This is a genomic window from Paenibacillus terricola, assembly GCF_014779765.1.
In the GTDB taxonomy this organism is placed as follows: Bacteria; Bacillota; Bacilli; order Paenibacillales; family Paenibacillaceae; genus Paenibacillus_T; species Paenibacillus_T terricola.
Window position 1 is genome coordinate 83,357 of record NZ_JACXZA010000007.1, and the last position, 22,268, is coordinate 105,624.

The following is a 22,268-nucleotide window of genomic DNA, read 5'->3' on the forward strand; positions in this document are numbered from 1 at the left end:
GGCCAATAGCGCCACTAGGGTCCGTTACCATTCGTACAAGTTCATTACGATCGAATAGCGTCTCAACAGTCCGTTAGATAGGCACACCTACTTCCGCTCCCATGCCCATCCCCGTACAAGTTTCAAACTCACGCCATCCTCCGTGCCTCCTGATTGCTTATGCGGTCGGGAGGACTTTTTCAACATCCGCCGTTCCATCCTCCTACTCTATTAAGCTCATGTAAACACGACACCCACCATTAATAAAAACGAAAGATGACGTTGACACAGGTTTTACATACAAGATGTACATTTCTTGTATGCAAGATGAACTTGTCCGATCGAGGACGTCATCTGCAACGATAACCAACCCAACCTATGGAGGTAAGAAAAACGATGGAAACGATCAAATTTGTTCACCTGACGGATACGCACATGAACGCACCGCAAACGGACAACATGTTCTCGAAGTTCAACCTGGCAGGCAAAGTAACGCGTCTGTTCGAGCACCTGCGCGACACGAACGTTGCACCTGCTTTCGTTATCGTCACGGGCGACCTGTCGCACGAAGGCGTTGTCGAGGACTATGCTTACATCCGCGAAGTGCTGGAGCAAGGCTCCACGATGATTGGCGCTCCTGTATACGTCGTATTGGGCAACCACGACCACCGTACCCCGTTCCGCGAGGGCTTCCTCCAACAAGAAGGATCCGAAGACGCCTATTTCTATAGCATTACGATCAACGGCCTGCGCCTGATCGGCTTGAACTCGCAAGTGCCAGGCCAGCACCACGGACGCATCGATGAGCAGCAGCTTGCATGGCTGGAAGAGACGCTGAGCGTTCCTGCTGAGAACGGCACGATCGTCGCTCTCCACCATCCGCTGCTCTCCGTTAATGGCATGCCGGACGATCATGTTCTCGAGAACCGCAAACAGCTCGGCGATGTACTCGTTGGCACAGACGTTGTTGGCGTTCTTGCAGGACATGTACACTCCAATAACGTTGGCTCCTACCACGGCATCTGCAGCGTAGCGGCAACGGGCACCGCTTTCGCCGGCGAACTGGCGGATGGCGAGAACTTCCGTATGATCGACTTCCTCGGCTACAACCTTGTAACGGTCAACCGCGAAGGCATCTCAGTTCAATCCGTTGTGCTGCCTAGCTCGCAGGAAGAATACTTCCGCTTCCCAATCTCGATGCTCGCTGCCGAGACAAGCAACCACTAATATCACACCCGGGAGTGTAGAAAGACTATGCCTAATCAACTAATGCCAAGCTGCTTGATCCCCCTCGAGGGAGCATACAATTTCCGCGATATGGGCGGCTACCGTACAACGGACGGACGCATCGTGAAGCTCGGCTTGCTGTTCCGTGCAGCAGAGCTGACCGGCCTGACGACAGATGACCACCGCCAGCTTGATGCGATCAACCTCAAGCATGTATTCGACTACCGCAACCGCGGCGAGGCGGAGCAGAAGCCCGACCCGACTATCGGCCAAGCGGTCAACACGCGCGTTCCAGCGAACGAGGCTGCCGAACAGGCACCGCATATCGACCTTGTGGAGCTGTTCCAGCAAGGGCTCCATCACCATTTTTCACAAGACATGCTGCTCAAGATGTACGCGAACCTGCCTATCGGCAACCGTTCCTACCAGGAGCTGATGAAGCTGCTCTCCTCGCCGGAGACGAACCTGCCGCTCGTTCAACACTGTGCTGGCGGCCGTGATCGCACGGGTGTAGGCAGCATGCTCATTCTGCTGACGCTGGGCGTACCGTACGAGACCGTCATGGAAGATTACCTGCTCTCGAACATTACGCTGATGAGCTACCATCAGGAGCTGTACGATATGGTATCGCCGTACATCAGCCCGGAGGAGCTTCGCACCTTCGAAGAAACGATGCGTCTGCAAGAGAAATACCTCGATGCATCGATGGACAGCATCCTGCGTGAATATGGCAGCTTCGAGCGTTACCTCGAGCTGGAGTTCGGTATCGATGAAGCCGTACGTACGCGGATTCAAGACTTCTGCCTCGAATAGAACAAACGTTATCGCCGCCAGGATAGCCCGCCTCGACTCGCCGATACACAATTGACAGGCTAATAAGGCTTCCTGCAGCTTTCAAACCAATAACTTGTGGGGGTTCAACTAATCATGAAACGTCTGGCAAAAGGCGCGCTTGTACTGATGACCATGAGCTCGATGGTATGGCTCAGCGCATGCGGTTCGGAATCCAAAGCTACTACGACGGGTACTGCCGCTGAGCTCGGAACGCTAGATCCTGCTAATCCGACCAAAGTTACGTTTTATTCCTACTCGCTTGCTTACCCGACCATGAAAGCGGGCATGGAGCAACTGATCAAGGAGTTCAACGATACGGTTGGCAAGGAGAAAGGCGTCGTTGTCGAAGGCGTTGCCGATTCGACGATGCAGCAGTACAAAGCAGATATCTCGGCTGGCAAAGAAGTCGACGTCGTCCAGCATACGTTCAGTACGCTCGACAGCTCTCGCTTAAGCCTTGGCTTCAAGGCGTACGATGATATATTCCCGAAAGATGAGCTGGACGAGCATCTGAAGGGCATCTCGTCAAACGCACTCGAGCTAGGCAAGATCGACGGCAAAATGTACGGTCTGGCATTCACGTTCAGTACGCCAATCGTCTTCATCAACGGCAAGCTGTTCGAAGACGCAGGTCTGGACCCTTCGAAACCGCCAAAAACATGGGATGAGATCAAAGCGGATTCGCTTCAGATCAAATCCAAAACAGGCAAAGACGGCTTCGGTCTCGCGCCGAACAACGGCTGGGTTACGGAAGGCCTCATTCTGAGCAACGGCGGTCAAGTGCTCGCGAAGGACCGCAAATCGGCTGATTTCGGTTCCGATGCCAGCATCGCAGCTATCTCCATGTGGAAAGACCTGTACCATAACGGCGGATCCGCTCCAGGCTCCGACGCCGAGCTCATGGAGCAATTCATGGCAGGCAACCTGGGCATGTATGTCTCTTCGACTTCCCTGCACAGCGGGATGAAGAAAGCATCTGAAGCAGGCGGCTGGAAGCTGTATGGCGCAGCGCTGCCTCAATTCGGCGACACGCCATCGGTACCGGTTAACTCGGGAAGCGTGCTCGCCGTTCGTCCGAGCGATCCCGTGAAGACAGCTGCGGTATGGGAATTCGTTAAATTCGTAACAGGCGATCGCGGCTACACGATCATTACGTCTCAGATCGGTTACCTGCCGCTTCGCACGGAGCTGGCTGACGATCCGAACGGCTTGAAGGATTTTGTCGAGCAGAACCCGCTGTACCGCATTAACCTTGACCAGCTGACACGCATTCAACCGGTTGCCATCTGGCCAGGCGACAACGCAACGGAAATGGCGAAAGTGTTTACCGACGCTATCGTGAAATCGGTAATGGCCGATGACGACGTGAAGTCGACGCTGACGGCAGCACAGAACGAAATCAACGGCATGATGCCGTAACTACCTGATGCGGTAGAACAAGAAAGGAACGATTATGAGCCAATCTTTGGACAACACAATCGCCCCCTCTTTATCGAGGGGGTCCATAATCGTGCGTAGACGCCTGAGCGCGAAGAAGCTGCGGCGCTTCAAGCCGTACCTGTATTTGCTGCCGGCTGTCGCACTGCTTAGCATTTGGATGTATCGGCCGCTGTTGTACACATTCTATCTTGCTTTTCAGAAATGGAGCATGGTTCCTGGCACGTCACCTGTATTCGTCGGGTTCGACAACTTCGAGCATCTGTTCCACAACAAAAGCTTCATCGATTCGATCGGCAATACGATCTTCTATACGGTTGGCCTGCTGCCATTCTCTATTCTCATACCGATGATCCTAGCGGTCGTTACGGATCGAATGGAGAGCAAGTCCAAAAACTTCTACCGCGCCATGTTCTTCATCCCGATGATTCTGGCGCCGGTATCGGTCAGCGCGATCTGGCGGTGGTTGTTCCATCCGTCCAACGGGTTGGTTAACTATTTGCTCGTTAAGCTGCATCTCATTAAAGAGCCGATTGCCTATTTCTCCGACCCTAGCTTTGCCAAGTGGATCATTCTGCTCATTACCGGCTGGAAAATGATTGGCTTCAGCACGATTATGTTCTCCGCCGCGCTGACGGGCATTAACCGTGAATACTATGAGGCTGCGTCACAGGATGGCGCCGGCAGCTTCCGGCAGTTCGTGCATATTACGATTCCGCTTCTGTCGCCGATGATTATTTTCATGCTCACGATGAGCATCCTGTTCTCGAGCCAATGGACGTTTGCCTACATCGACATGCTCACGACGGGTGGACCGTATGGCTCATCTACGAACATCTATTACGAAATGTATCGTTTTGCTTTCTCAAGCTTGAACGTGGGCTTAAGCTCCGCGGCAGCACTGCTGTTCTTCGTTGTGTTCGGCGTCATCGCGCTCGGCCTCAACATGTTATCCCGCAAGTTTGCATTTTACGACAATTAAGGCTGTGAAGGAGAAGAAACGCAAATGAACCATCGTTCCCCGATTCAATCGTTTGCTCGCCACGGGATGTTGATCTTGTTGTGCATCCTTGCCGTGTTCCCGCTGTATTGGATGGTGAACTCCTCGCTGAAGAACGAGTCGGAAATCTTCACTTCGTCCTTCTTCCCGCATAAGCCGACATTCGGCAATTATACGTATGCGTTCACCGAGATGCCGATCGTTCGGATGGCGTTCAACTCATTCGGTGTGTCGATCATGATGACGCTGCTCCAGCTCGCGACCAGTCTGCTGGCGGCCTATGCGCTCGTGCGTTGGCGTTTCCGCGGAAAAGGATTGGTTTTCTCAATCTTGAGCCTGACTTGGCTTATTCCATTCCAATCGATCATGATTCCGAACTACGTGCTCGTGAACGATCTTGGACTGAATGACACGCTGCTTGGCATCGTACTTCCCTTCAGCGTCTCGACATTCGCCATTCTGTCGCTGTACCAGTCGTTTCAATCGTTCCCTAGCGTACTGATTGAAGCGGCACAGATCGATGGCATGAGCGACTGGAGCATTCTGACTCGGCTCATTATTCCGAATACCCGCTCTACGATCGCATCGCTCGGCATCCTGCAGTTCATTAATGCATGGAACGAGTATCTATGGCCAATGCTCATCTCCAAGTCGATGAACCATGCGCCGCTGCAGATCGGTCTTCGGTTATTCGTCAATTCGGACACGAACATGTGGGGCTCATTGATGGCGGCAACCACAGTATCGTGTCTCCCGATCCTGCTTATCTATCTTATTCTGCGCCGGCAGATCGTCGACTCGTTCGTCCGGTTCGGCATTAAGTAACTCTTCTCTTGGTGTAAAATATACGGAAGCCCCGCCTCGACCCATAAGGTCTCGGCGGGGCTTCCTTGTTCGAGCATAGATCGTACGCACGTTAAGAAGGTGTTGGACTAGCTCGTCGAATCGTCGAGAACCGGTAATTCGATGAGCATGCTTAACGCTACCTGGATCACAATACTAACGATAAGCATAATGGCAATAGATAAGATAAACCGGGATTTGTTCTGCCGTTTCGCTAAGCCGCGGACCAAGAAGAAGCTTATGATCGGGAATGCCACTGCGTTGATAACAACCATGGCGAAGGAAACGATCGCGTGACCAAAACCATGATCCGAACTAGCATCATAGTAGGTGTGGAATACGAGCGGAAACCCTCCGAAGAACACCAGCAGCGGCATTGCCACCGCAACAACCAGTGATAAAACAATTGTCACTGCAAATACAGCGAACGATGCACCTTTACTCATTCAACGACCCCGCAATAGATTCTATTTTATGGTATGACCGGATCAATTATGGGTTCCAGGGCAATCGTTTGTCAATGGAGGAACTGCGGCTTTCTTGAGCTGCAAGGATGAGCTGTCACTCTACCACAGTTTTCTGTTGTGGTTAGGTGTGCAGTCTTCTCCCTATCTAACCCGCTCCAATCCCCAAGTTACAGCCTCCAGCCGCTCGGCATAATGGAGCCGCGGAGCCGCGGACGGAAGCTCCAGTCTCCGCCGATCAACCATCGTGTTTATCGTAATCTTGGCTTCGGCATGCTGCAGCTGCCACGGTTCGTGGTTAATGTTACAACGATAGAGATGATCGCCATGCTCGGCATAGAGGCAGTACCGCTCGGTTAGCCAGTATTCCAAGCTCTCCTGCTCCGCCATGAATGGAGCCGATGTTGGGCGATATTGGGCATCGAAAAGAAAGGATTGCCCCTCCCTGTCCTCCCCCGAACTTGCACTTGCACCTGCACCAGTCCCACGCCGCTCGGAGCGAAAGGTCGTCCAGCCGTTGTCGCTGCCCAGCGTAATGCCTGCACGATAGTAAGGCAGATGGAAGAACATTCTTGCAGATAGAACTGCGAGAGAATTCGCTGCATCCAGGCTGAAGAAGTAGACACCTGCTTTGCCCTCGCTGATGACGTATGTACGAACATTGATTTCACCGAAATCCGATGTGCCGGGAACCGAAGGCATATAGTGCATACGAATGCCGCTCATATAGAAAGGTACGATTCCCATCCAAGCTTGTCCCTTATACAGATCCAGCTCCAAGCCTCGTGGTATTATCGAACGCAGCTGATCTGCCTTGACCGGCCAGTGTGCGAACAGCAGCTGCGACCAAATCTGTCTCATAAGCCATGGACCAGACGGAACCGGCCAAGGCCGATGGTCAACTCTCATTTCGACCACCCTTCTTTTAATGCACATTTATAGGATACATAACAAGTATTATACAGATTCGAACTTCGTTGAAAAACCACCATTTCGATGAATGATACTGTCTGTTGTTTAGAATGAATACTAGTATGGCGCCATGAATAATAGTATGATTTTGGTAATCAGTTAACCTACACCCTGCTGCAGCAAAAAGGCGGTGAAGCCCTATGCCCGATTGGTCTTATCAAACACTATTCCGTCCGATCCTGTTTCGTCTTCCCGCACGTATCGCACGTGGGCTTACCTTTCAAGCGATGGGGCGCCTGAGCCGGATTCCCGGCGGCACCTTCATCATCAAGACGCTGGGCCATGTCGAGCCGTCCCCGCTTCTTCGAAGCGATTTCGAAGGGATCGCGCTGCCGACACCAACCGGCCTGTCAGGTGCAGTCGACGCCGACGGGATTGCCATCAAGGCGATATCCCAATTCGGCTTCGGCTTCGTTGAGGTTGGTCCCGTTACACGCAGCCCTATCACCAGTGATTCACCTATACATATTGATCCGGCAAGCGAGAGTATCATCTATCCTTGCGAATACGAGAATGCTGGAGAGGAAGTTATCCTGCAGCGCATTCGCAATCCTAATCATCGATTGCCGCAGTTTGTGCGTATCGCACCGTCACCTAGAGCCGGTCCGAATGAAGCGGCCGCCGATCTGCAAGCATTGTTCGAGCGCTTCGCAGGAGAGCCAAACGTATCTGCTCTTATTGTTGAAGCAGTGAGCTCACGTCTTGAAGACACTGCGGGGAGTCCTATACAACTGTTTGAGCAGCTATCTGTATTCTTCGCCGAGAACGCCGTCACCCCGATCAGAAAGAAACCGATGCTGCTCTACATTCCGCTCGACTTGCCTGACACCTTACTGCAGCAAATCGTGCGACGAGCCAACCCATCCATTTGGAGCGGATTCGTCATTGGAGACTCGGTTCGAGCTATTGATGGCACTGTCGTAACCGGACGCAATGGCCGTGAGGCATGCATCGCGAAACTGCATACGATCCGAGAGCATGCGATCGGAAGTCCGATTCTGTTCGCGTCGGCGGGCGTGCATGAGCCCGCCAATGCGCTGGCGCTATTAGAGGCTGGCGCCGACTATTTGCTGCTGCACAGCGGCTTCGTTTATGCTGGACCCGGCTTGCCTAAGCGGGTCAATGAGGCCATTCTATACGATAGACTGGCGAGGGAAGAGGCCCCGCCTTCGCCGTCTTTTTGGACCAATTGGGGATGGATGTGCCTACTGGGGATCGGGATGATGCTTGGGGGCGTTATTGCCTGGATTATCGCGGCAAGCTCCGTGCTGCTCCCTTACGACGAGTCGTTCCTCGATATGGCGCGCAGCCAAGTGGCGGCGATTAACAACAATCTGCTGAACTTCATGTCGCATGACCGCATCACCCTCGCTGGCACGATGCTGTCCATCGGGATTCTATATTACCAGCTTGCAAGGCATGGCCTTAGACATGGTCTTCATTGGGCGAAAACAGCCGTGTGGGTCTCTTGCGGGGTTGGATTTCCGAGCTTCTTCCTATACTTGGGGTACGGGTTCTTCGACCCGCTCCATGCCGCAGCCGCCTTTATTCTGCTGCCGATGTTCCTGCTTGCCATGCGGAACAATCCGGATCGCCCTAACCGCTTGCCGGTCAATCTGCATAACAGCAGCGTGTGGCGGCGAGGATTATGGGGGCAGCTCTGCTTCATCATCGTTGGGGCTTCGCTATGCATTGGCGGCCTCGTCATCGCTTATGTAGGCATTACCAACGTATTCGTACCTCAAGATATCGGCTACCTATGCATGTCACGCAATGCGCTCGACCTCGCCAACTCCCGGCTGGTTCCGCTCATTGCCCATGACCGTGCCGGCTTCGGCGGGGCGCTGCTGTCCGACGCCATCGGCATCCTAATCGTATCCCTATGGGGACTGCAGCAAGGCGCAAGATGGCAGTGGTGGACGCTGCTGTGGAGCGGTTCGCCTGGATTTATCGCAGGGCTGAGCGTACATTTTGCAATCGGTTATACGGATTTCATTCATCTGCTTCCTGCTTATTTCGTGCTTGTCGTCTATATAGCCGGTCTTATTCTGCTGTATCCCTATCTCATGTCCAAGGAGCGTGCCCACTCACATGTCGCAACTTAACCAATCCGATTCGATTCTCATCTCAGTTGACCGGGCCTTGTTAAACGTACAAGATCTGTATGAACAACTTCGTCCAATGCCATGGGCCGCGGCCTATACCTGTGAAAAGCTGCAGCGTGCCGTCGAGAATACGGCGGTCGTTGTTGGCGCTTATGATCAAGTGAACGGCGGCAAGCTTGTTGGATTTGCACGCGTCGTCTCGGACTGCGCGACGTTCGGCTATCTCACCGATGTATTCGTCGACGAGGCTTATCGCGGACAAGGGTTGTCCAAACGGATGATGCAGACGATCAAGGAGCATCCCGATCTGCAAGGACTGCGCCGCTTCATGCTCATCACTGCTGACGCGCAAGGCCTGTATGCACAATACGGCTTCGAGCAGCTGCAGCATGCCGAGAAATGGATGGAGATTTTTCAGCCCTAAACGCTAACTGGTAAGCTCAGCCCTATTCCGTGCCTTCCCACTCCAACAGGAACTGCTGAACATACTGCTCCATATACTGATGGCGCTGCTCTGCAATTGGGCGGGCAGCCGATGTATTAATGAGATCCTTCAGCTTAAACAGCTTCTCATAGAAATGATTTAGCGCCGTGTTGCTGCGATGATCGCGGTATTCCTTCGTTGTCATCGCATCGCGCGGCTTGATGGCGGGGTTATGGATCGGGCTGCCTTACAACGAAAGGAGCTAATACGATGAATTTGGATTCGCTGTATCGGACATACAAGCCGGTCTTGCTTGCTTATGCTTACCGGATGCTCGGCTCTCTTACGGACGCCGAGGATATCGTTCAAGATGTCTTCATGGCGGTCCGGGACCTTGACTGGCAAGCAATCGAGCATCCGAAGGCCTATTTGATGAAAATGGTCACGAACCGATCGATCAATATGATCCGATCCGCAAGGCGCCAGCGAGAAGTCTATCCCGGCACGTGGCTGCCGGAGCCGGACATCCGCTTCACCGCAGAGGTTGCAGCGGATGAACCGTCCGAACAACTTGTACTTCGCGAAAGGTTCGGTTATGCCCTGCTTGTCCTGTTGCAGCAGCTGTCGCCGCAGGAGCGAGCTGTGTATATTCTCAAGGAATCGCTGGGTTATCCTTACGAAGAGATCGCACAGATGCTGCAGAAGAATGAAGCGGCCTGCCGCAAGCTGTTCAGCCGTGCCAGCGCCAAGATCGGCGCGCACAGCCACACCGAAGACGAGATCATGACGAACCAGGCCGATCAGGCTGAGCCCTATGTTCGCGCCTTCTCAGAGGCGGCTAAGACCGGTCAGTTCGAGCCCTTCATTCGGCTGCTGACCCATAATGCCGTGCTCATCAGCGACGGCGGCGGCAAAGTTCGCACAGCCATCAATCCGATCCTCGGACGGGACCGCATTCTTGCTTTCTTCGAAGGCCTGTACAACAAAGGCTCCTATAAGGGTGACTTCTACAGCGTGCGCATTAGCGGTCAGCCTGGCGTCTTATTCGTGCGTCCCGACGGGTATATGAAAGCGTTCTGCTTCGGCCATTCATCCGATCAGTCCATCGAATATATCTACTCCATTGCAAACCCGGACAAATTGCAGCATATACAGGGCTCACCCGTTCATTAGGACGCAGGATCATCTTTTATCTAAATTAAATCGAAAAGTTCTTTCAGATGATGTCACAAATCCCTCGGCTCAATTGTCTAAATTACTGTCAGCCGGCCGCAGACAATAAACAATTAAGTGGAGGGAAATCCATATGAATACTCGAATCAATCACCAACAGGTAAGTCCTGAAGTGTACAATACTATGCTGAAACTGGAAGGTTTCATTGCTTCTTCCGGACTCGACCACACCCTGTATGAGCTGATCAAAATCCGTGCATCGCAAATCAACGGCTGCGCCTTCTGCCTCGATATGCATATAACGAAGCTGCGCAGCATGGGCGAGTCGAGCCAACGCGTCGATCTGGTAAGCGTATGGCGCGAAGTTCCTTTCTACACGGCTAAAGAGAAAGCAGCGCTTGAACTGACGGAAGCCGTTACCCTCATCTCCAAAGCCGGCGTACCGGACGATGTCTATCGGAACGCACGCGAACATTTCTCCGAGAATGAGTTCATGACGATCATTATGGCGATCAACACGATCAACAGCTGGAACCGGATCGCAATCTCGACAGGCATGTTCCCAGCAGCACAGGTGTAGAAACTCGCTATTTGTTCCAAAATACAAGGGCTGAGCCGCTGTCATCCGACAGTCCGTCTCAGCCCTTTTTCTTCACTTCAAATAAAACGATTCAAATGATTCCGGCCCGCCGTCGCCAGGCTCCTCGCCCCCGTCGTCTGATGGCTCTTCCTCCGCTCCCGCTTTGCGCTCAGCCGCCTCTTCCAGCTCTGCTGCACTTTCACGGCCCGACAGCTTATCGAACTTCACAAGATGCCGAACCGTTGGCGGCTCCGGACGCAGCTGTCCGTATAACCGCACGTAGATCTCTTCGATCTCTTCACCGGTCAGATCCTCCTGGCGGAGCAGCTCCGATGCGATCACATGCACGAAGTCCGCGTGCTTGTTCACGAGTTCCTTCACCTGATTCATCTGATCCTTCAGCAGCTCGTTAATCTTCGGACGAAGCGCACGGAAACCATCGACACGACCGCCAACAGCCAGCCAACTGAACAGTTCGTCACCCATACCGACAATGCCGAGATACGCGCCTGCCAGCGTCGTTGCCTGCTGCAGATCGGAAGTAACGCCATTCAGCTTTTTGCCGAGGAACTCTTCCTCGACTGCACGTGCTGCTAAGCAGACTTGAATCTCTGCAAGAATCTCGCTGTCGCTTCGATTATAACGCTCCGTCATCGGCTTCGTAGCCGCAAGGCCAAGCGCGCCGCCGCGGCGAACAATCGTAACCTTCCATACCCGATCATGCGGCTTCAGCAAATACTGCGCCACCGCGTGACCCGCCTCGTGATACGCCACGTTCCGCTTCTCGTCTGCGCTCATGGAACGAAGCGGCTGTTTCAGGCCCCATTCGTACGTCTCCATCGCGACGCGGAAATCCTCGTAGCTCGACAGCTGCGCCCCCCGTTGGTGGGCGATAACAACCGTCTCATTGACGATATGCTTAATCTGAGCCGGGCTGTAGCCGATCGTATCGAGCGCAGCTTTCTCAGACGTGAACGACGGATCTTTTTTGACCTTCTTCAGGTAGTAGTTGAAGACGTCAACCCGGCCATCATAGTCAGGTGAATCCACCCACAGCTTGCGGTCGAATCGGCCCGGGCGCAGCAGCGCCTCGTCGAGCACATCTGGCAGGTTCGTTGCGGCAATGGTGAGCACCGGAGGGCGTTCCGCCTTCTTACGGCGCAAGCCGAGCTGACGCAGCAGCTTCGCGATCTTCGAGCTGTCGAGGTTCGGCGGATCCATCTGGAGCAGCAGCTCGTTGAGCAGGCCGGAACCTCCGCCCATGCCGAACATGCCCATTGCGCCGCCACCGCCGCCGCTGCCTTGACGTTTCATGCCGATTGCATCGACCTCGTCGATGAAAATAATGCAGGCACCGTAGATTCGGGCCAGCTTGCGGGCTTTCTTGTAAATGCGCATGACCTTCAGGTTGCCAACGCCAAAAAACATGTTCTGGAAGCTTGGCGCCGAAGCATACGCGAAAGGCACTTGTGCCTCATTCGCGATAACTTGCGCGAGATAGGACTTACCTGTACCCGGAGGTCCGCACAACAGCAGACCGCGGATCGCTTCGCCGCCCATCTCCTTGAAGCTCTTCACGCCCCGTAGAAGGGTAACGATGCGCTTCGCATTTTCTACAATCTCGGGGTTTCCCCGATAGTCGTCCCATGTGGCGCCCGTCTCCCCGGGCAATACCCAATACGTCCGCCCTCGTGCGAGGAACCAGAACAGCGCAACGAATTGAATGATCATGAAGGCCATTGCATAGAGAAGATTTACGACGATGCCGAGGATGCTTAAACCGACCATCCAGGTCGTTGGAGCACCCGCCCACATGAAGATGAGTAGAACGACTACTATTGCGAGACTGATCAGCAATCTGCGCCACTTAATCCATTGATAGTTCCTCATAGCGGCCATACTCCTTTGCACTGGGAATGAATCCGACTTGATAACTTCTATCTATTTCAAACCTAGCCGAATAGAACGTCCGCCGCTGGGATGCCAATATTAATTTTTGATGACGGAACATGTTCGTCATAGGAATTGAACGAGTTAATGAAGCACAGGGCTGAAATTTGCTGGATAGTCATCGATTAGCATTTGATTCATTTGTAAACGGGAGTCGGTTTTCATGGAGGATAAGAGGAAGCTGTTTATTAAATTAGCAGCTTTATCGATAGAGGTCTTTGCCTATTAACTGTACATTAACGGGCAGGACGACGACAAGGACAAACTGTGCATCGGCGAGGCGCTTAGAGCCTTTTCCCCAACAAAAAAATCACGCCCCCCTCACCGCTGGCACGGTGAAGCAAGAACGTGATTCCGAGTTACTTCTTCAACAACAAATACAAGAAATACGGTGCTCCGATGAAGGAGACTATGATACCGGCCGGTAGGCCGCTCGGGTCAAGGATATTGCGGCCGATCGTATCGGCGAACAGCAGCAGCCAGCCGCCCATCAGAATAGCAACCGGGATATGCAGCTGGTGCCGCGCCCCAACGACCGCCTTCGCGATATGCGGCGCCATCAGACCGATGAAGGCGACACCGCCCGTAACCGATACGGCAGCTGCCGCCAGTGCAACCGCAACGACGAGCATAACGCCGCGTTCACGGCCGACCGCTACGCCGGAACCAATCGCACTCCCCTCATTGAGTGCCAGCAGGTTCAATGCACTAGCCCGATACATAGTGTAAGGGATGAGTACGACAAGCCATGGGATAATTGCCCAGATAAATGGCCAGTCCGTACCCCAGATGTTGCCCGCGAGCCATTTTGCAATAAAATCGACCTTAACCGGTTCCGCCGACTGAATAATGACAATCATTGCGCCGGACAAGGCAAGCGAGAAACCAACGCCAACAAGTATGAGCTTAATCGGATTGAGCCCCTCGTTCTTGCTATACGAGAAAGCATAAATCAGCGCCGCCGTCGCCAATGCACCTAAGAAAGCAACAAGCGGCAGCATATAGACGAACGAGCCAGGCTCGATCGGGAAGTACAAGAAGAAAACAGAGATCGCAATGCCTGCGCCGGAGTTAATCCCAATGATACCCGGGTCAGCCAGATCATTGCGCGTAATGCTTTGCAGAATCGTGCCGGACAGTGCCAACGCCATACCGGACAACAGTGTAATGAGTATACGAGGCAGTCGGAGCGAGAAGAGAACGAACTCCTCCTTGAACGTGCCTTGACCGAACAATGTTGGAAGGAGTCGGTCGAACGACAGCGATGCTGCACCAAGGCCCATGCTGACGACGATCGTGGCTGCAATAAGCGCCAGCAGCGAGGCGACGACAATTCGTTGTTTGCGAACAGCTGGTACCATCATGATATGGACTTGACTCCTTTGCGCACGATGAACAGGAAGAACGGCAATCCCAACACCGCAATAATGGCGACGACAGGCGTCTCGTATGGTGCATGAATAGTACGCCCAAGCGTATCCGCCAGCAGCATGAAGATCGCTCCCCAAATCGCCGACATCGGAATGATAACCCGGTAATCAATCCCGAACATCGCACGCACGATGTGCGGAATCATCAGCCCGATGAACGCCATGTTACCGACCAGCGCAACAGCAGCGCCTGCAAGCAGCGTAATGACAATGTGTAGAATAATCTTCACATACTTCATCCGCAAGCCAAGACCGATAGCCGCTTCCTCATTCAGGCTCAGAATGGTCAACTGACGCGAGAAGAAGATTGCGACGATAATGCCCACGATGATACACGGGGCGATGATTTGAATCTGGCCCCAAGTCGTACCAATCAGACCGCCCGCCGTCCACATCGTCACATTCTTGGACACTTTGAACAGCAGACCGATCCCATCGGCAAAAGCATACAGAAACGCAGACACAGCCGAGCCTGCAAGCAGCAACCGCAGCGGCGACAACGCACCTTTCTTCAGGGCGCTAACGCCAAGCACCATCAGCGTGCCTAAGCCGGCGCCGATGAAGCAAGCGACCATAATGCCATAGAAGTTAACCCCTGGCAGCAGCGCGACCGTGAAAGCAAGCGCAGCATTCGCGCCGGCCGTCAGGCCGAGCAAGCCTGGATCGGCGAGCGGGTTGCGCGTCAATCCTTGCATAATGGCGCCCGAGACGCCTAGAGCAGATCCAACTAGCATTGCAGCAACCTCGCGTGGAATGCGAAGTTCGCGGAGCTTCGTGATATCGTCATTGGTTACATGCGAGGTCAGCGCCAGCCAGACGTCTCTGCCGCTAATATCCGCCGCTCCGAAGAGCAGAGAAATCGCGAACATGACGACCAGCGCGAAGGGTCCCGCAATGATTTTGACACCCATATATTTAGTACGCGTACGATTCATAGTCATTGGCTCTCTTCATTCCCTAGTAGAATATGAGAAAACCCCTATCGAGGCTATTCACAGATGAGCGACCTACAGCTTTGCGGAGCAAAGCAGCTTCGTAAGCATGAGGTAGGTTTTATCGCCAATAAGAATTTGTTTATTCGAGAGACTCGATATCTTATAAATTCTTATGTGGTAAAGAGGAACCCGTCAATAGACGAGTCCTCTTCGTAACAGTCCTTAACTATTGGCCAAGAAAGAATTTCGTGAACAGGTCCAGCTGATAATCAAGCGTCGACGCATCGTTGAAGTAGAATCCTTGCGCATCCACTTCAAGCACATGGTTGTTGCTTGCTGCTGGCGTATTCTTGTACGTATTCGTTTGCTGGAAAGAGGAATCGCCGTTTGCGTCTTTGCTGAAGATCACGTAGTCGCCCATGTAATCCGGAACCACTTCCGCGGACAGTTCGTACCAGCCAGCCTTCTCCGTCATTTCTTTGACTTTCTGCGGCATTGCGAGTCCCATTGCCTGATACAGAATTTCTGTACCACGGCCCCATGCGTCACCGAATACGTACAGGTTCTTGTCATAGTTCTCGATAACCGAAACCGTCTTGTCCGCACCGATCTTCGCTTTGATCTCTTCGCCGGCCTTCGCTGCGCGTGCCTTGAAGTCGTCAACCCAAGCTTGTGCTTCCTTCTCTTTATTCAGCAGCTTGCCGATCTCGACGAACTGCGTCAAATAGTCAACCTTGTTGTACGTATATGCAACCGTTGGTGCAATCTCTTTCAGCTTATCGAGGTTCTTCGTGCTGTCGGAACCGATAATGAGGTCCGGCTTCAGCTCGATAATTTTCTCCAGATTGTCATCAGACACTTCAGCAACGTCTTTCAGCTGCTCCTCGAAGCGTGGATTCGACTTGGACCATGAGTCCACCCCAACCATATTAACGCCGAGCTGGATGACAGAACCGACATAAGAAGTCAATACGACAACACGCTGCGGGTGAGCTGGTACTACAACAGGACCCGACTCCGATTGATAAGTAATCGTTTCGCCGCTGCTCGCCTCCTCATTGGATTTGCCGCATGCACTAAGCGCCAGTGCGAGAATGAGAATGAGCGGAAGCAGCAATTTGGTGCGATTTTTAAACATGTGATGATTTCTCCTTGTCTATATGAATGATAGTGGAATACGTAAGTAGTGGCGGATCTGAATATGTGATGTGATAATCACTTGATGATAATGATTATCAGTTGCAATTAAAATGCTAAACCAAGCACACCGGTTTGTCAACTTATTTCTCATAAAACATTTGTAAGGCCGATAAACTGCCACGCCAAAAAGACCATTCTCCTTATGGAAAATGGCCCTTCTCAACCGTCATTCTATACGCGGTTATGCTCCATCCACCCGACCGCCCAATCGACGAGCGACCGCTGACTCAGTAATCGAATATCGGCATTGCCGATTCGATGCACAACCGTACCCATCGCCTCGTCATACGCCTCGCCAAGCTGTACGAAATCGTCATCATTCACAGCCAGTGTCTCATACGTGACCCACTGTCGAACACCCTCGACTAGCATCGCGCTGCTTTCTTGGCTGAAGGTTTTGGACGCATAATTCGCCCTTGCTTCCGCAAGATGCAGCGAGGTGTTCTTGTCATAACCGACGCCGATGAGCAGCACCTTCCCGTCCAGATGATACACCTTATCGAGCGGTGAATCGTCCCCGACAATGTTGCACAGGTCATGCTCCTCGGTTATATACGCTGCATGCTTGCCAACCGCCGCTACCGATCGTGCTGGATGGTCGGAGCGACAGGCGCCCGGCCATGTACGAAGCATCTCGGCGACGACACCCATGCCGATGGCAGGCGTAACAGCCTTGTCATAGGCAGGCCAATGCGCTCGAATAATAGGCCACCATTCCTGCGGCTCTTCCCAATGAACGCCCGACGCTGGGTCAAGGTTTTTCCACGTTTGCGCCGGCATCACGAGCGTTCCCTCCTCTCCCACAAGCGTCAACAGCGCGCGAATAACGGTCTCCGGCCCGCCTACAACGAAACCCAGCTTGCTCAGCGATGCATGGACGAACAACGTCTGGCCCTCTTTCACCCCACACTCCGCGAAGCGGTTAATCAAGTCTTCCAATGTCCATATTGCTCTTGTCTCTGCTGCCAGCGTCCTCATCCAAATCTCTCCTTGTGGGCACAAAAATAAGACAACCCCGCTGTAATTAGCGGGGTTGTCTCTAGTGATAACTAGGGATGCATTGCCCTTAAGTTTATTTTCTATATTATACCAACTATTATAAGGTGCGACAATCGTTTCCATATCTGATTATCCCCTATTGCTGGCCGTGCTCTTCTTCCTGTACACTCGGGATTGTAGGCATAGGCGAAGGAGATGGGCAGCTATGATGAGCAGGAAAGGGCTTTATCGCAATTTCTTTCTGCATTCCGATATTGTTGTGATGGCGGGTGTGCTGCTCGTACTGGCAGTCGTCGTTAGCTATCGCGAGCTGACGTGGCTTAACATGGCTATATTCCTTATTGGCATGGCTGCATTCATGGTGAGCGAGTACATGACTCATCGATTTCTATTCCATCTGAAAACCCCGAAAAACGCTCTTGCTTTAAAGTTTCTAAAGCGCTTACATTATGATCATCATACCCATCCGAATGACCTTAAGCTGCTGTTTCTGCCGGTCTGGTACAGCCTTCCGAATCTGGCCGTCTTCGCCGTCCTCTTCTTCCTCGTGACAGGCATGCTGAACGCGACGTTGGCCTTCGGAGCCGGGCTTGTGTGCATGCTGCTTATCTACGAATGGAAGCATTACATCGCCCATCGACCGATCCAGCCAACGACCAAGCTGGGGCGCTGGAACAAACGGATGCACCTGCTCCATCATTACAAGAACGAGAACTATTGGTACGGCGTCTCCACTCCGTTCGTCGACGTGCTGTTCGGCACGCTAAAGGATGAGAAAACAGTGCAGACAAGCGCCACGGTCAAAGATCTCGAGAAGCGTGGTCAAACGATGCACTAAGACGGTTTATTGGTATCAAATAAACAGCCATCCGTGCATCCAAGCACGCGATGGCTGTTGTTCTTTATGTCATGCCGGCCGACAGCCCTCACTTTAAACTGCGCAAGTACGCCGTTATTTCCTGCCTTCCGATATGGTCAGCCCAGCCAAGAGGCGTTCCGCCGAACAACTTATCCGGCGCGCAAGGATCCGATCCTGCTTCGACGAGCAGCCGGACGGCTTCGAGCGAGCCCGAATCGACGGCATGATGAAGCGCTGTCGCATGCGGGTGAAATGACGCAGGGCTGTACGCGTTCAGATCAACGCCGGCCGCAATCAACAGCGCAAGCGCAGGAGCGTTCCCATACAGCGCAGCCGCTGCAAGCGCATGCTGGCGCTCATTCGCATCCGCTTTCGCAATGAGCCGCTCGCATTCGTCGAGCGGCCCGATAGCAGCGGCTATGGGCAGCGTCAGCGCGGCACCGCGCGCGAGCAGTTGGCGGACCGCCGCCGTCTCGCGATGGGCGAGCGCGGGCAGCAGCGCAGCCTGCGGGTCGGCGTGCGCATCCAACAGTGCGCCGATCAGCTTGTGCTGCATCCCGCACTGCCGCGCTGCGCAGCCGGAGCTTACAAGCATGAGCGTGTAATCCAGTTGCTCCTGCAGGCTGTGCAACTGTTTCCGTTCTGCTGCGGCGATAATGAGTCGGATCATCTCGTCCGTGTTCGACGGCACATAACCGCAGCCACGGATCGGATTATGCGCTGTGAACCAGAGCAAATACGGTCGATGGAAGTAGCCTTCCTCGCCTGTATCAGCGCGTTCCTGCACAAGTGCAGGATGCTCGGCCAGCAACCGCTCCAATCGCGCAGCCTCTCCCCTATCTATCGCCTCTAGAGCCTGCCGGAATATCGGCGATGCCCCTAGTGATGGTTCATCCATGTAGCTCCCTCCCGATGTAAATGACTCCCCTTATCGCGTTTCGACGATGGCGAACGACGCGCAACGCATCCAAATTCGCTCATCTTGCGTTCCGCCTACTCGACATTCCCTTGTCCTTATACGATATCACAGCCTTGGCCGACCCGAATAAAGACTCTCAAAATTATCCTAATGAATCACAACCAAGTTGCCGATAAATGCCCTAGTATGTTTTTTCTAATAATTAGAAAAGGAGCTTGTAAATGAACAAGAAATTATCGAAATTGTTACTCCTCCCGCTCGGGGTAAGCCTCCTCTTACCAGGAGCTATCGCCAGCGCCGATGCAACCAAGACCACAGCAAATTTTCAGGATCTAGCGGGAATCGACGCCGCGCTCAAAGCCAAAATCGATGCGCTGCTGTCCAAAGGTGTATTCGATGGCGTCAGCAACGATAACTTCGGCATCGATCAGAATATGACGCGGGCCCAATTCGCCAAGGTCCTTACGCTTATTTATGGCGTTAACATCGACTCCTCCGTTAAGTCCTCCAGCTTTGCGGATGTTGGCACCGGCCCTAACACGAGCGGATGGGCAATCCCTTACATTGAAGCAGCCAAGAAGGCTGGCCTTCTCAACGGAAGAACCGATGGCACATTCGATCCAGGCAATACTGTAACGATGGGCGAATTCGCTGTAGGCTTACTCAGAGGACTAGGCGAAAAACCAGACATCTCCGGTACTCCATGGTACGCCGATGCCGTTAAACAAGCGATTGAGCAGAAGCTCATTCCTTCAGACGCGACAGGCAAACAAAAAGCCACTCGCGCTGACCTTGTAAGCGGTGCGTTCAGCGGTAATCAGGCCTACGAGGAGAAGAAGAAACAAGAAGAAGAACAGAATAACGGCAAAGACGACGATTCGAAGGAACCTCAAAATAATAACAACAATAACAACAACTCGTCTACTCCGTCGGACACGACGGCACCAACGATTACGGGCGCTACCATTAACGACGTAAACGTCAAGCTAAACGGTGTGGACGGAACAGTCGGCCTCAGGAGCAGTGAATCTCTCAACAAAGGAACGATTACCGTAAGTGAAGCCTCCACGTTGACCGTAACTGCAGTGGAAGGCATTACACTGACTGACTATGCGGCATTGTCGACTTCACAGACACTGGTTGCCGGAGAGAATAAATTCAATCTGATCGAAAAGCTGGGTACATTGGATCATGGTGGAAATGGTATATCGATGGCTCTGTTGAACAGTTTGGATAAAAATCAAGACGGTTTCGTCATCAGCGGCACGCTGCGCGATAGTGCAGGTAACTCCACTAATGTTACATTAACGATCAAAGCAGACGATGCGAAGCCAAACCTGACTGCAGCAACGATTAACGGCAGCCCTGTAACGATCAACAATAACACGGGCAGTTTCACGCTCGGAGCGGATGCTTACCTGAAGACTGGCACGATCACAGCTGACGAGAACGCTGCATTCAAGGTGACTGGCATTAAAGGAATTGTCGACCTGACGGCTTACCCAGCACTTACCTACTCGAAGGATCTGAGAGCTGGAACGGCAGAAACCTTGAACTTGGCAACTTTCCTTGGCAGTGCAGATGCACAAGGTGACGGTCTGTCCGTCAGCCAACTGAAGGTACTGACTGGCGCAGCGAATTCGCTCACTCTTACAGGTACATTGACAGATGAGGCAGGCAACGTCAGAGAAGTTTCGCTCACGCTTACGCTGGGTTAATGGACTAATTCTTAATACCACGAGAGGGATCCGTCAGGATCTCTCTTTTTATTAGCTCCATCCGACATTCCTTCCACCTTGCCCACTTCCCTCTACGCAAAAAAAAGCAGCCGCCGTCGCTTTCGCGACAACTGCTGCTCCTTGTCCAACAAATTACGCGTGCAATGACGCTTGACGCTTGTAGTGATCCTCGAGCACGAGGCAAGCCATCGCTTCGATAACAGGCACGATGCGCGGGCAGATTGATGGGTCATGACGGCCTTCCGTCACGATTGGTTTCTCTTCGCCGTTAACGTCGATCGTCTTCTGCGGAACCGAGATCGAGGAAGTTGGCTTCACTGCAACACGGAAGACGATTTCTTCGCCCGTGCTAATACCGCCCAAGATACCGCCAGCATTGTTCGTAACGAAGCCGTCTTTGTTCATATGATCATTGTGCTCGCTGCCGAGCATACGCGCTGCCGCGAAGCCTGCGCCGAACTCGATGCCCTTCACGGCGCCGATCGACAGCATGGCCTTCGCCAAGTCCGCGTCGATCTTATCGAATACCGGTTCGCCAAGGCCTGGCTGCACGCCGCGAATACGGCATTCCACGACACCGCCGCAGCTGTTGCCTTCCTTCGCCAGTCCTTCGATGAGCTTAACCATCTTCTCAGCAGCAACTGGATCGCAAGCGCGTACCGCGTTTTTCTCGATAGCATCCTCCGAGTACGTCTCGCATTGAATGCCGCCGATCTCCTTCGTGTAAGCCACGATGCTGACGCCGCGCTGCTCCAGCGATTTACGTGCAATCGCACCTGCCGCTACGCGGCCAGCTGTCTCCCGACCCGATGCACGACCGCTGCCGCGGTGATCGCGGATGCCGTACTTCTTCAGGTACGTATAGTCTGCATGACCCGGACGGAACAGATTCTGGATGTCGCTGTACGCTTCGGATTTCATATCATGGTTGTACAGGACGACCATCATCGGCGTTCCCGTTGCCTTGCCCTCGAAGATACCGGATACGATGTGCACCTTGTCCGATTCCTTGCGCGGCGTCGTAACCGACGATTGACCTGGCTTGCGGCGGTCCATCTGTACTTGAATTTCTGCTTCGCTAATTTCAAGACCTGGCGTGATGCCATCGATAATAACGCCTACCGCTTCGCCGTGCGATTCGCCGAACGTTGTAATTTTGAAAGCTTCACCAAACGTGCTACCTGGCATATGCAATACCC

Annotated in this window: 21 protein-coding genes; 11 read left to right on the top strand and 10 right to left on the bottom strand. The window is 53.2% G+C overall.

Annotated features, from left to right (window positions below; translation table 11 throughout):
* Positions 1-375: 375 nt before the first annotated feature.
* From H8B09_RS24235 to H8B09_RS24255, 5 genes are all read left to right on the top strand, one after another.
* A complete protein-coding gene (locus tag H8B09_RS24235) occupies positions 376-1,206 on the top strand; it encodes a metallophosphoesterase family protein (RefSeq protein WP_191206178.1) in 831 nt (276 codons plus the stop codon).
* 27 nt (positions 1,207-1,233) lie between these two features.
* Positions 1,234-2,019, top strand: coding sequence for a tyrosine-protein phosphatase (locus tag H8B09_RS24240; protein ID WP_191206179.1), 786 nt, complete (start codon positions 1,234-1,236; stop codon positions 2,017-2,019).
* A 114-nt stretch (positions 2,020-2,133) separates the two neighbouring features.
* Positions 2,134-3,459 carry an ABC transporter substrate-binding protein gene (locus tag H8B09_RS24245; protein WP_191206180.1) on the top strand — a complete coding sequence of 442 codons (1,326 nt, stop codon included), beginning with the start codon at positions 2,134-2,136 and terminating at the stop codon, positions 3,457-3,459.
* A gap of 91 nt (positions 3,460-3,550) precedes the next feature.
* Positions 3,551-4,459: a carbohydrate ABC transporter permease gene (locus H8B09_RS24250; RefSeq protein WP_318152742.1), complete on the top strand. Its 909-nt coding sequence runs from the start codon at positions 3,551-3,553 to the stop codon at positions 4,457-4,459.
* Between the two features lie 24 nt (positions 4,460-4,483).
* Positions 4,484-5,302: a carbohydrate ABC transporter permease gene (locus H8B09_RS24255; RefSeq protein ID WP_191206182.1), complete on the top strand. Its 819-nt coding sequence runs from the start codon at positions 4,484-4,486 to the stop codon at positions 5,300-5,302.
* A 107-nt stretch (positions 5,303-5,409) separates the two neighbouring features.
* Here H8B09_RS24255 and H8B09_RS24260 read toward each other — a convergent pair whose 3' ends face one another.
* Together H8B09_RS24260 and H8B09_RS24265 are read right to left on the bottom strand one after the other, a co-directional pair.
* Positions 5,410-5,766 (bottom strand): hypothetical protein, encoded by a 357-nt coding sequence (locus H8B09_RS24260; protein WP_191206183.1) that lies wholly within the window; start codon positions 5,764-5,766, stop codon positions 5,410-5,412.
* Positions 5,767-5,928: 162 nt separating this feature from the next.
* A complete protein-coding gene (locus H8B09_RS24265; protein WP_191206184.1) occupies positions 5,929-6,693 on the bottom strand; it encodes a YqjF family protein in 765 nt (254 codons plus the stop codon).
* A gap of 203 nt (positions 6,694-6,896) precedes the next feature.
* Here H8B09_RS24265 and H8B09_RS24270 point away from each other — a divergent pair, with 203 nt between their 5' ends.
* Together H8B09_RS24270 and H8B09_RS24275 are read left to right on the top strand one after the other, a co-directional pair.
* Positions 6,897-8,861, top strand: a complete 1,965-nt coding sequence (locus tag H8B09_RS24270; RefSeq protein ID WP_191206185.1) for a dihydroorotate dehydrogenase — start codon at positions 6,897-6,899, stop codon at positions 8,859-8,861.
* Positions 8,848-9,285: a GNAT family N-acetyltransferase gene (locus tag H8B09_RS24275; RefSeq protein WP_191206186.1), complete on the top strand. Its 438-nt coding sequence runs from the start codon at positions 8,848-8,850 to the stop codon at positions 9,283-9,285. Before H8B09_RS24270 ends, H8B09_RS24275 begins: the two co-directional genes overlap by 14 nt.
* A gap of 22 nt (positions 9,286-9,307) precedes the next feature.
* Here H8B09_RS24275 and H8B09_RS24280 read toward each other — a convergent pair whose 3' ends face one another.
* The gene (locus H8B09_RS24280) at positions 9,308-9,490 is read right to left on the bottom strand and encodes an HD domain-containing protein (RefSeq protein WP_191206187.1); all 183 of its coding nucleotides are present in this window, start codon (positions 9,488-9,490) and stop codon (positions 9,308-9,310) included.
* A gap of 65 nt (positions 9,491-9,555) precedes the next feature.
* Here H8B09_RS24280 and sigJ point away from each other — a divergent pair, with 65 nt between their 5' ends.
* Both sigJ and H8B09_RS24290 read left to right on the top strand, forming a co-directional pair.
* Complete coding sequence (sigJ, locus tag H8B09_RS24285) at positions 9,556-10,458, top strand: RNA polymerase sigma factor SigJ (protein ID WP_191206188.1); 903 nt, start codon at positions 9,556-9,558, stop codon at positions 10,456-10,458.
* 133 nt (positions 10,459-10,591) lie between these two features.
* Entirely contained in the window at positions 10,592-11,038 is a 447-nt protein-coding gene (locus tag H8B09_RS24290) for a carboxymuconolactone decarboxylase family protein (protein ID WP_191206189.1), read from the top strand.
* Positions 11,039-11,110: 72 nt separating this feature from the next.
* Here the strand turns inward: H8B09_RS24290 and H8B09_RS24295 are convergent, their stop codons facing one another.
* From H8B09_RS24295 to H8B09_RS24315, 5 genes are all read right to left on the bottom strand, one after another.
* On the bottom strand, positions 11,111-12,928 hold the full coding sequence (locus tag H8B09_RS24295; protein WP_191206190.1) for an AAA family ATPase: 1,818 nt from the start codon (positions 12,926-12,928) through the stop codon (positions 11,111-11,113).
* 419 nt (positions 12,929-13,347) lie between these two features.
* Positions 13,348-14,352, bottom strand: coding sequence for a FecCD family ABC transporter permease (locus H8B09_RS24300; RefSeq protein WP_191206191.1), 1,005 nt, complete (start codon positions 14,350-14,352; stop codon positions 13,348-13,350).
* Positions 14,349-15,359 (bottom strand): FecCD family ABC transporter permease, encoded by a 1,011-nt coding sequence (locus H8B09_RS24305; protein WP_191206192.1) that lies wholly within the window; start codon positions 15,357-15,359, stop codon positions 14,349-14,351. Before H8B09_RS24305 ends, H8B09_RS24300 begins: the two co-directional genes overlap by 4 nt.
* A gap of 220 nt (positions 15,360-15,579) precedes the next feature.
* Positions 15,580-16,491, bottom strand: a complete 912-nt coding sequence (locus H8B09_RS24310; protein ID WP_191206193.1) for an iron-hydroxamate ABC transporter substrate-binding protein — start codon at positions 16,489-16,491, stop codon at positions 15,580-15,582.
* A 233-nt stretch (positions 16,492-16,724) separates the two neighbouring features.
* The gene (locus H8B09_RS24315) at positions 16,725-17,531 is read right to left on the bottom strand and encodes an AAC(3) family N-acetyltransferase (RefSeq protein ID WP_191206194.1); all 807 of its coding nucleotides are present in this window, start codon (positions 17,529-17,531) and stop codon (positions 16,725-16,727) included.
* Positions 17,532-17,757: 226 nt separating this feature from the next.
* On the opposite strand from H8B09_RS24315, the gene H8B09_RS24320 reads away from it, so the two are divergent.
* Positions 17,758-18,390: a sterol desaturase family protein gene (locus tag H8B09_RS24320; protein WP_397376094.1), complete on the top strand. Its 633-nt coding sequence runs from the start codon at positions 17,758-17,760 to the stop codon at positions 18,388-18,390.
* 88 nt (positions 18,391-18,478) lie between these two features.
* Here H8B09_RS24320 and H8B09_RS24325 read toward each other — a convergent pair whose 3' ends face one another.
* The gene (locus H8B09_RS24325) at positions 18,479-19,309 is read right to left on the bottom strand and encodes an ankyrin repeat domain-containing protein (RefSeq protein WP_191206195.1); all 831 of its coding nucleotides are present in this window, start codon (positions 19,307-19,309) and stop codon (positions 18,479-18,481) included.
* Positions 19,310-19,551: 242 nt separating this feature from the next.
* On the opposite strand from H8B09_RS24325, the gene H8B09_RS24330 reads away from it, so the two are divergent.
* Positions 19,552-21,048: an S-layer homology domain-containing protein gene (locus tag H8B09_RS24330; RefSeq protein ID WP_191206196.1), complete on the top strand. Its 1,497-nt coding sequence runs from the start codon at positions 19,552-19,554 to the stop codon at positions 21,046-21,048.
* Positions 21,049-21,201: 153 nt separating this feature from the next.
* Here H8B09_RS24330 and aroC read toward each other — a convergent pair whose 3' ends face one another.
* Complete coding sequence (gene aroC, locus H8B09_RS24335; protein ID WP_191206197.1) at positions 21,202-22,257, bottom strand: chorismate synthase; 1,056 nt, start codon at positions 22,255-22,257, stop codon at positions 21,202-21,204.
* Between the last annotated feature and the right edge of the window lie 11 nt (positions 22,258-22,268).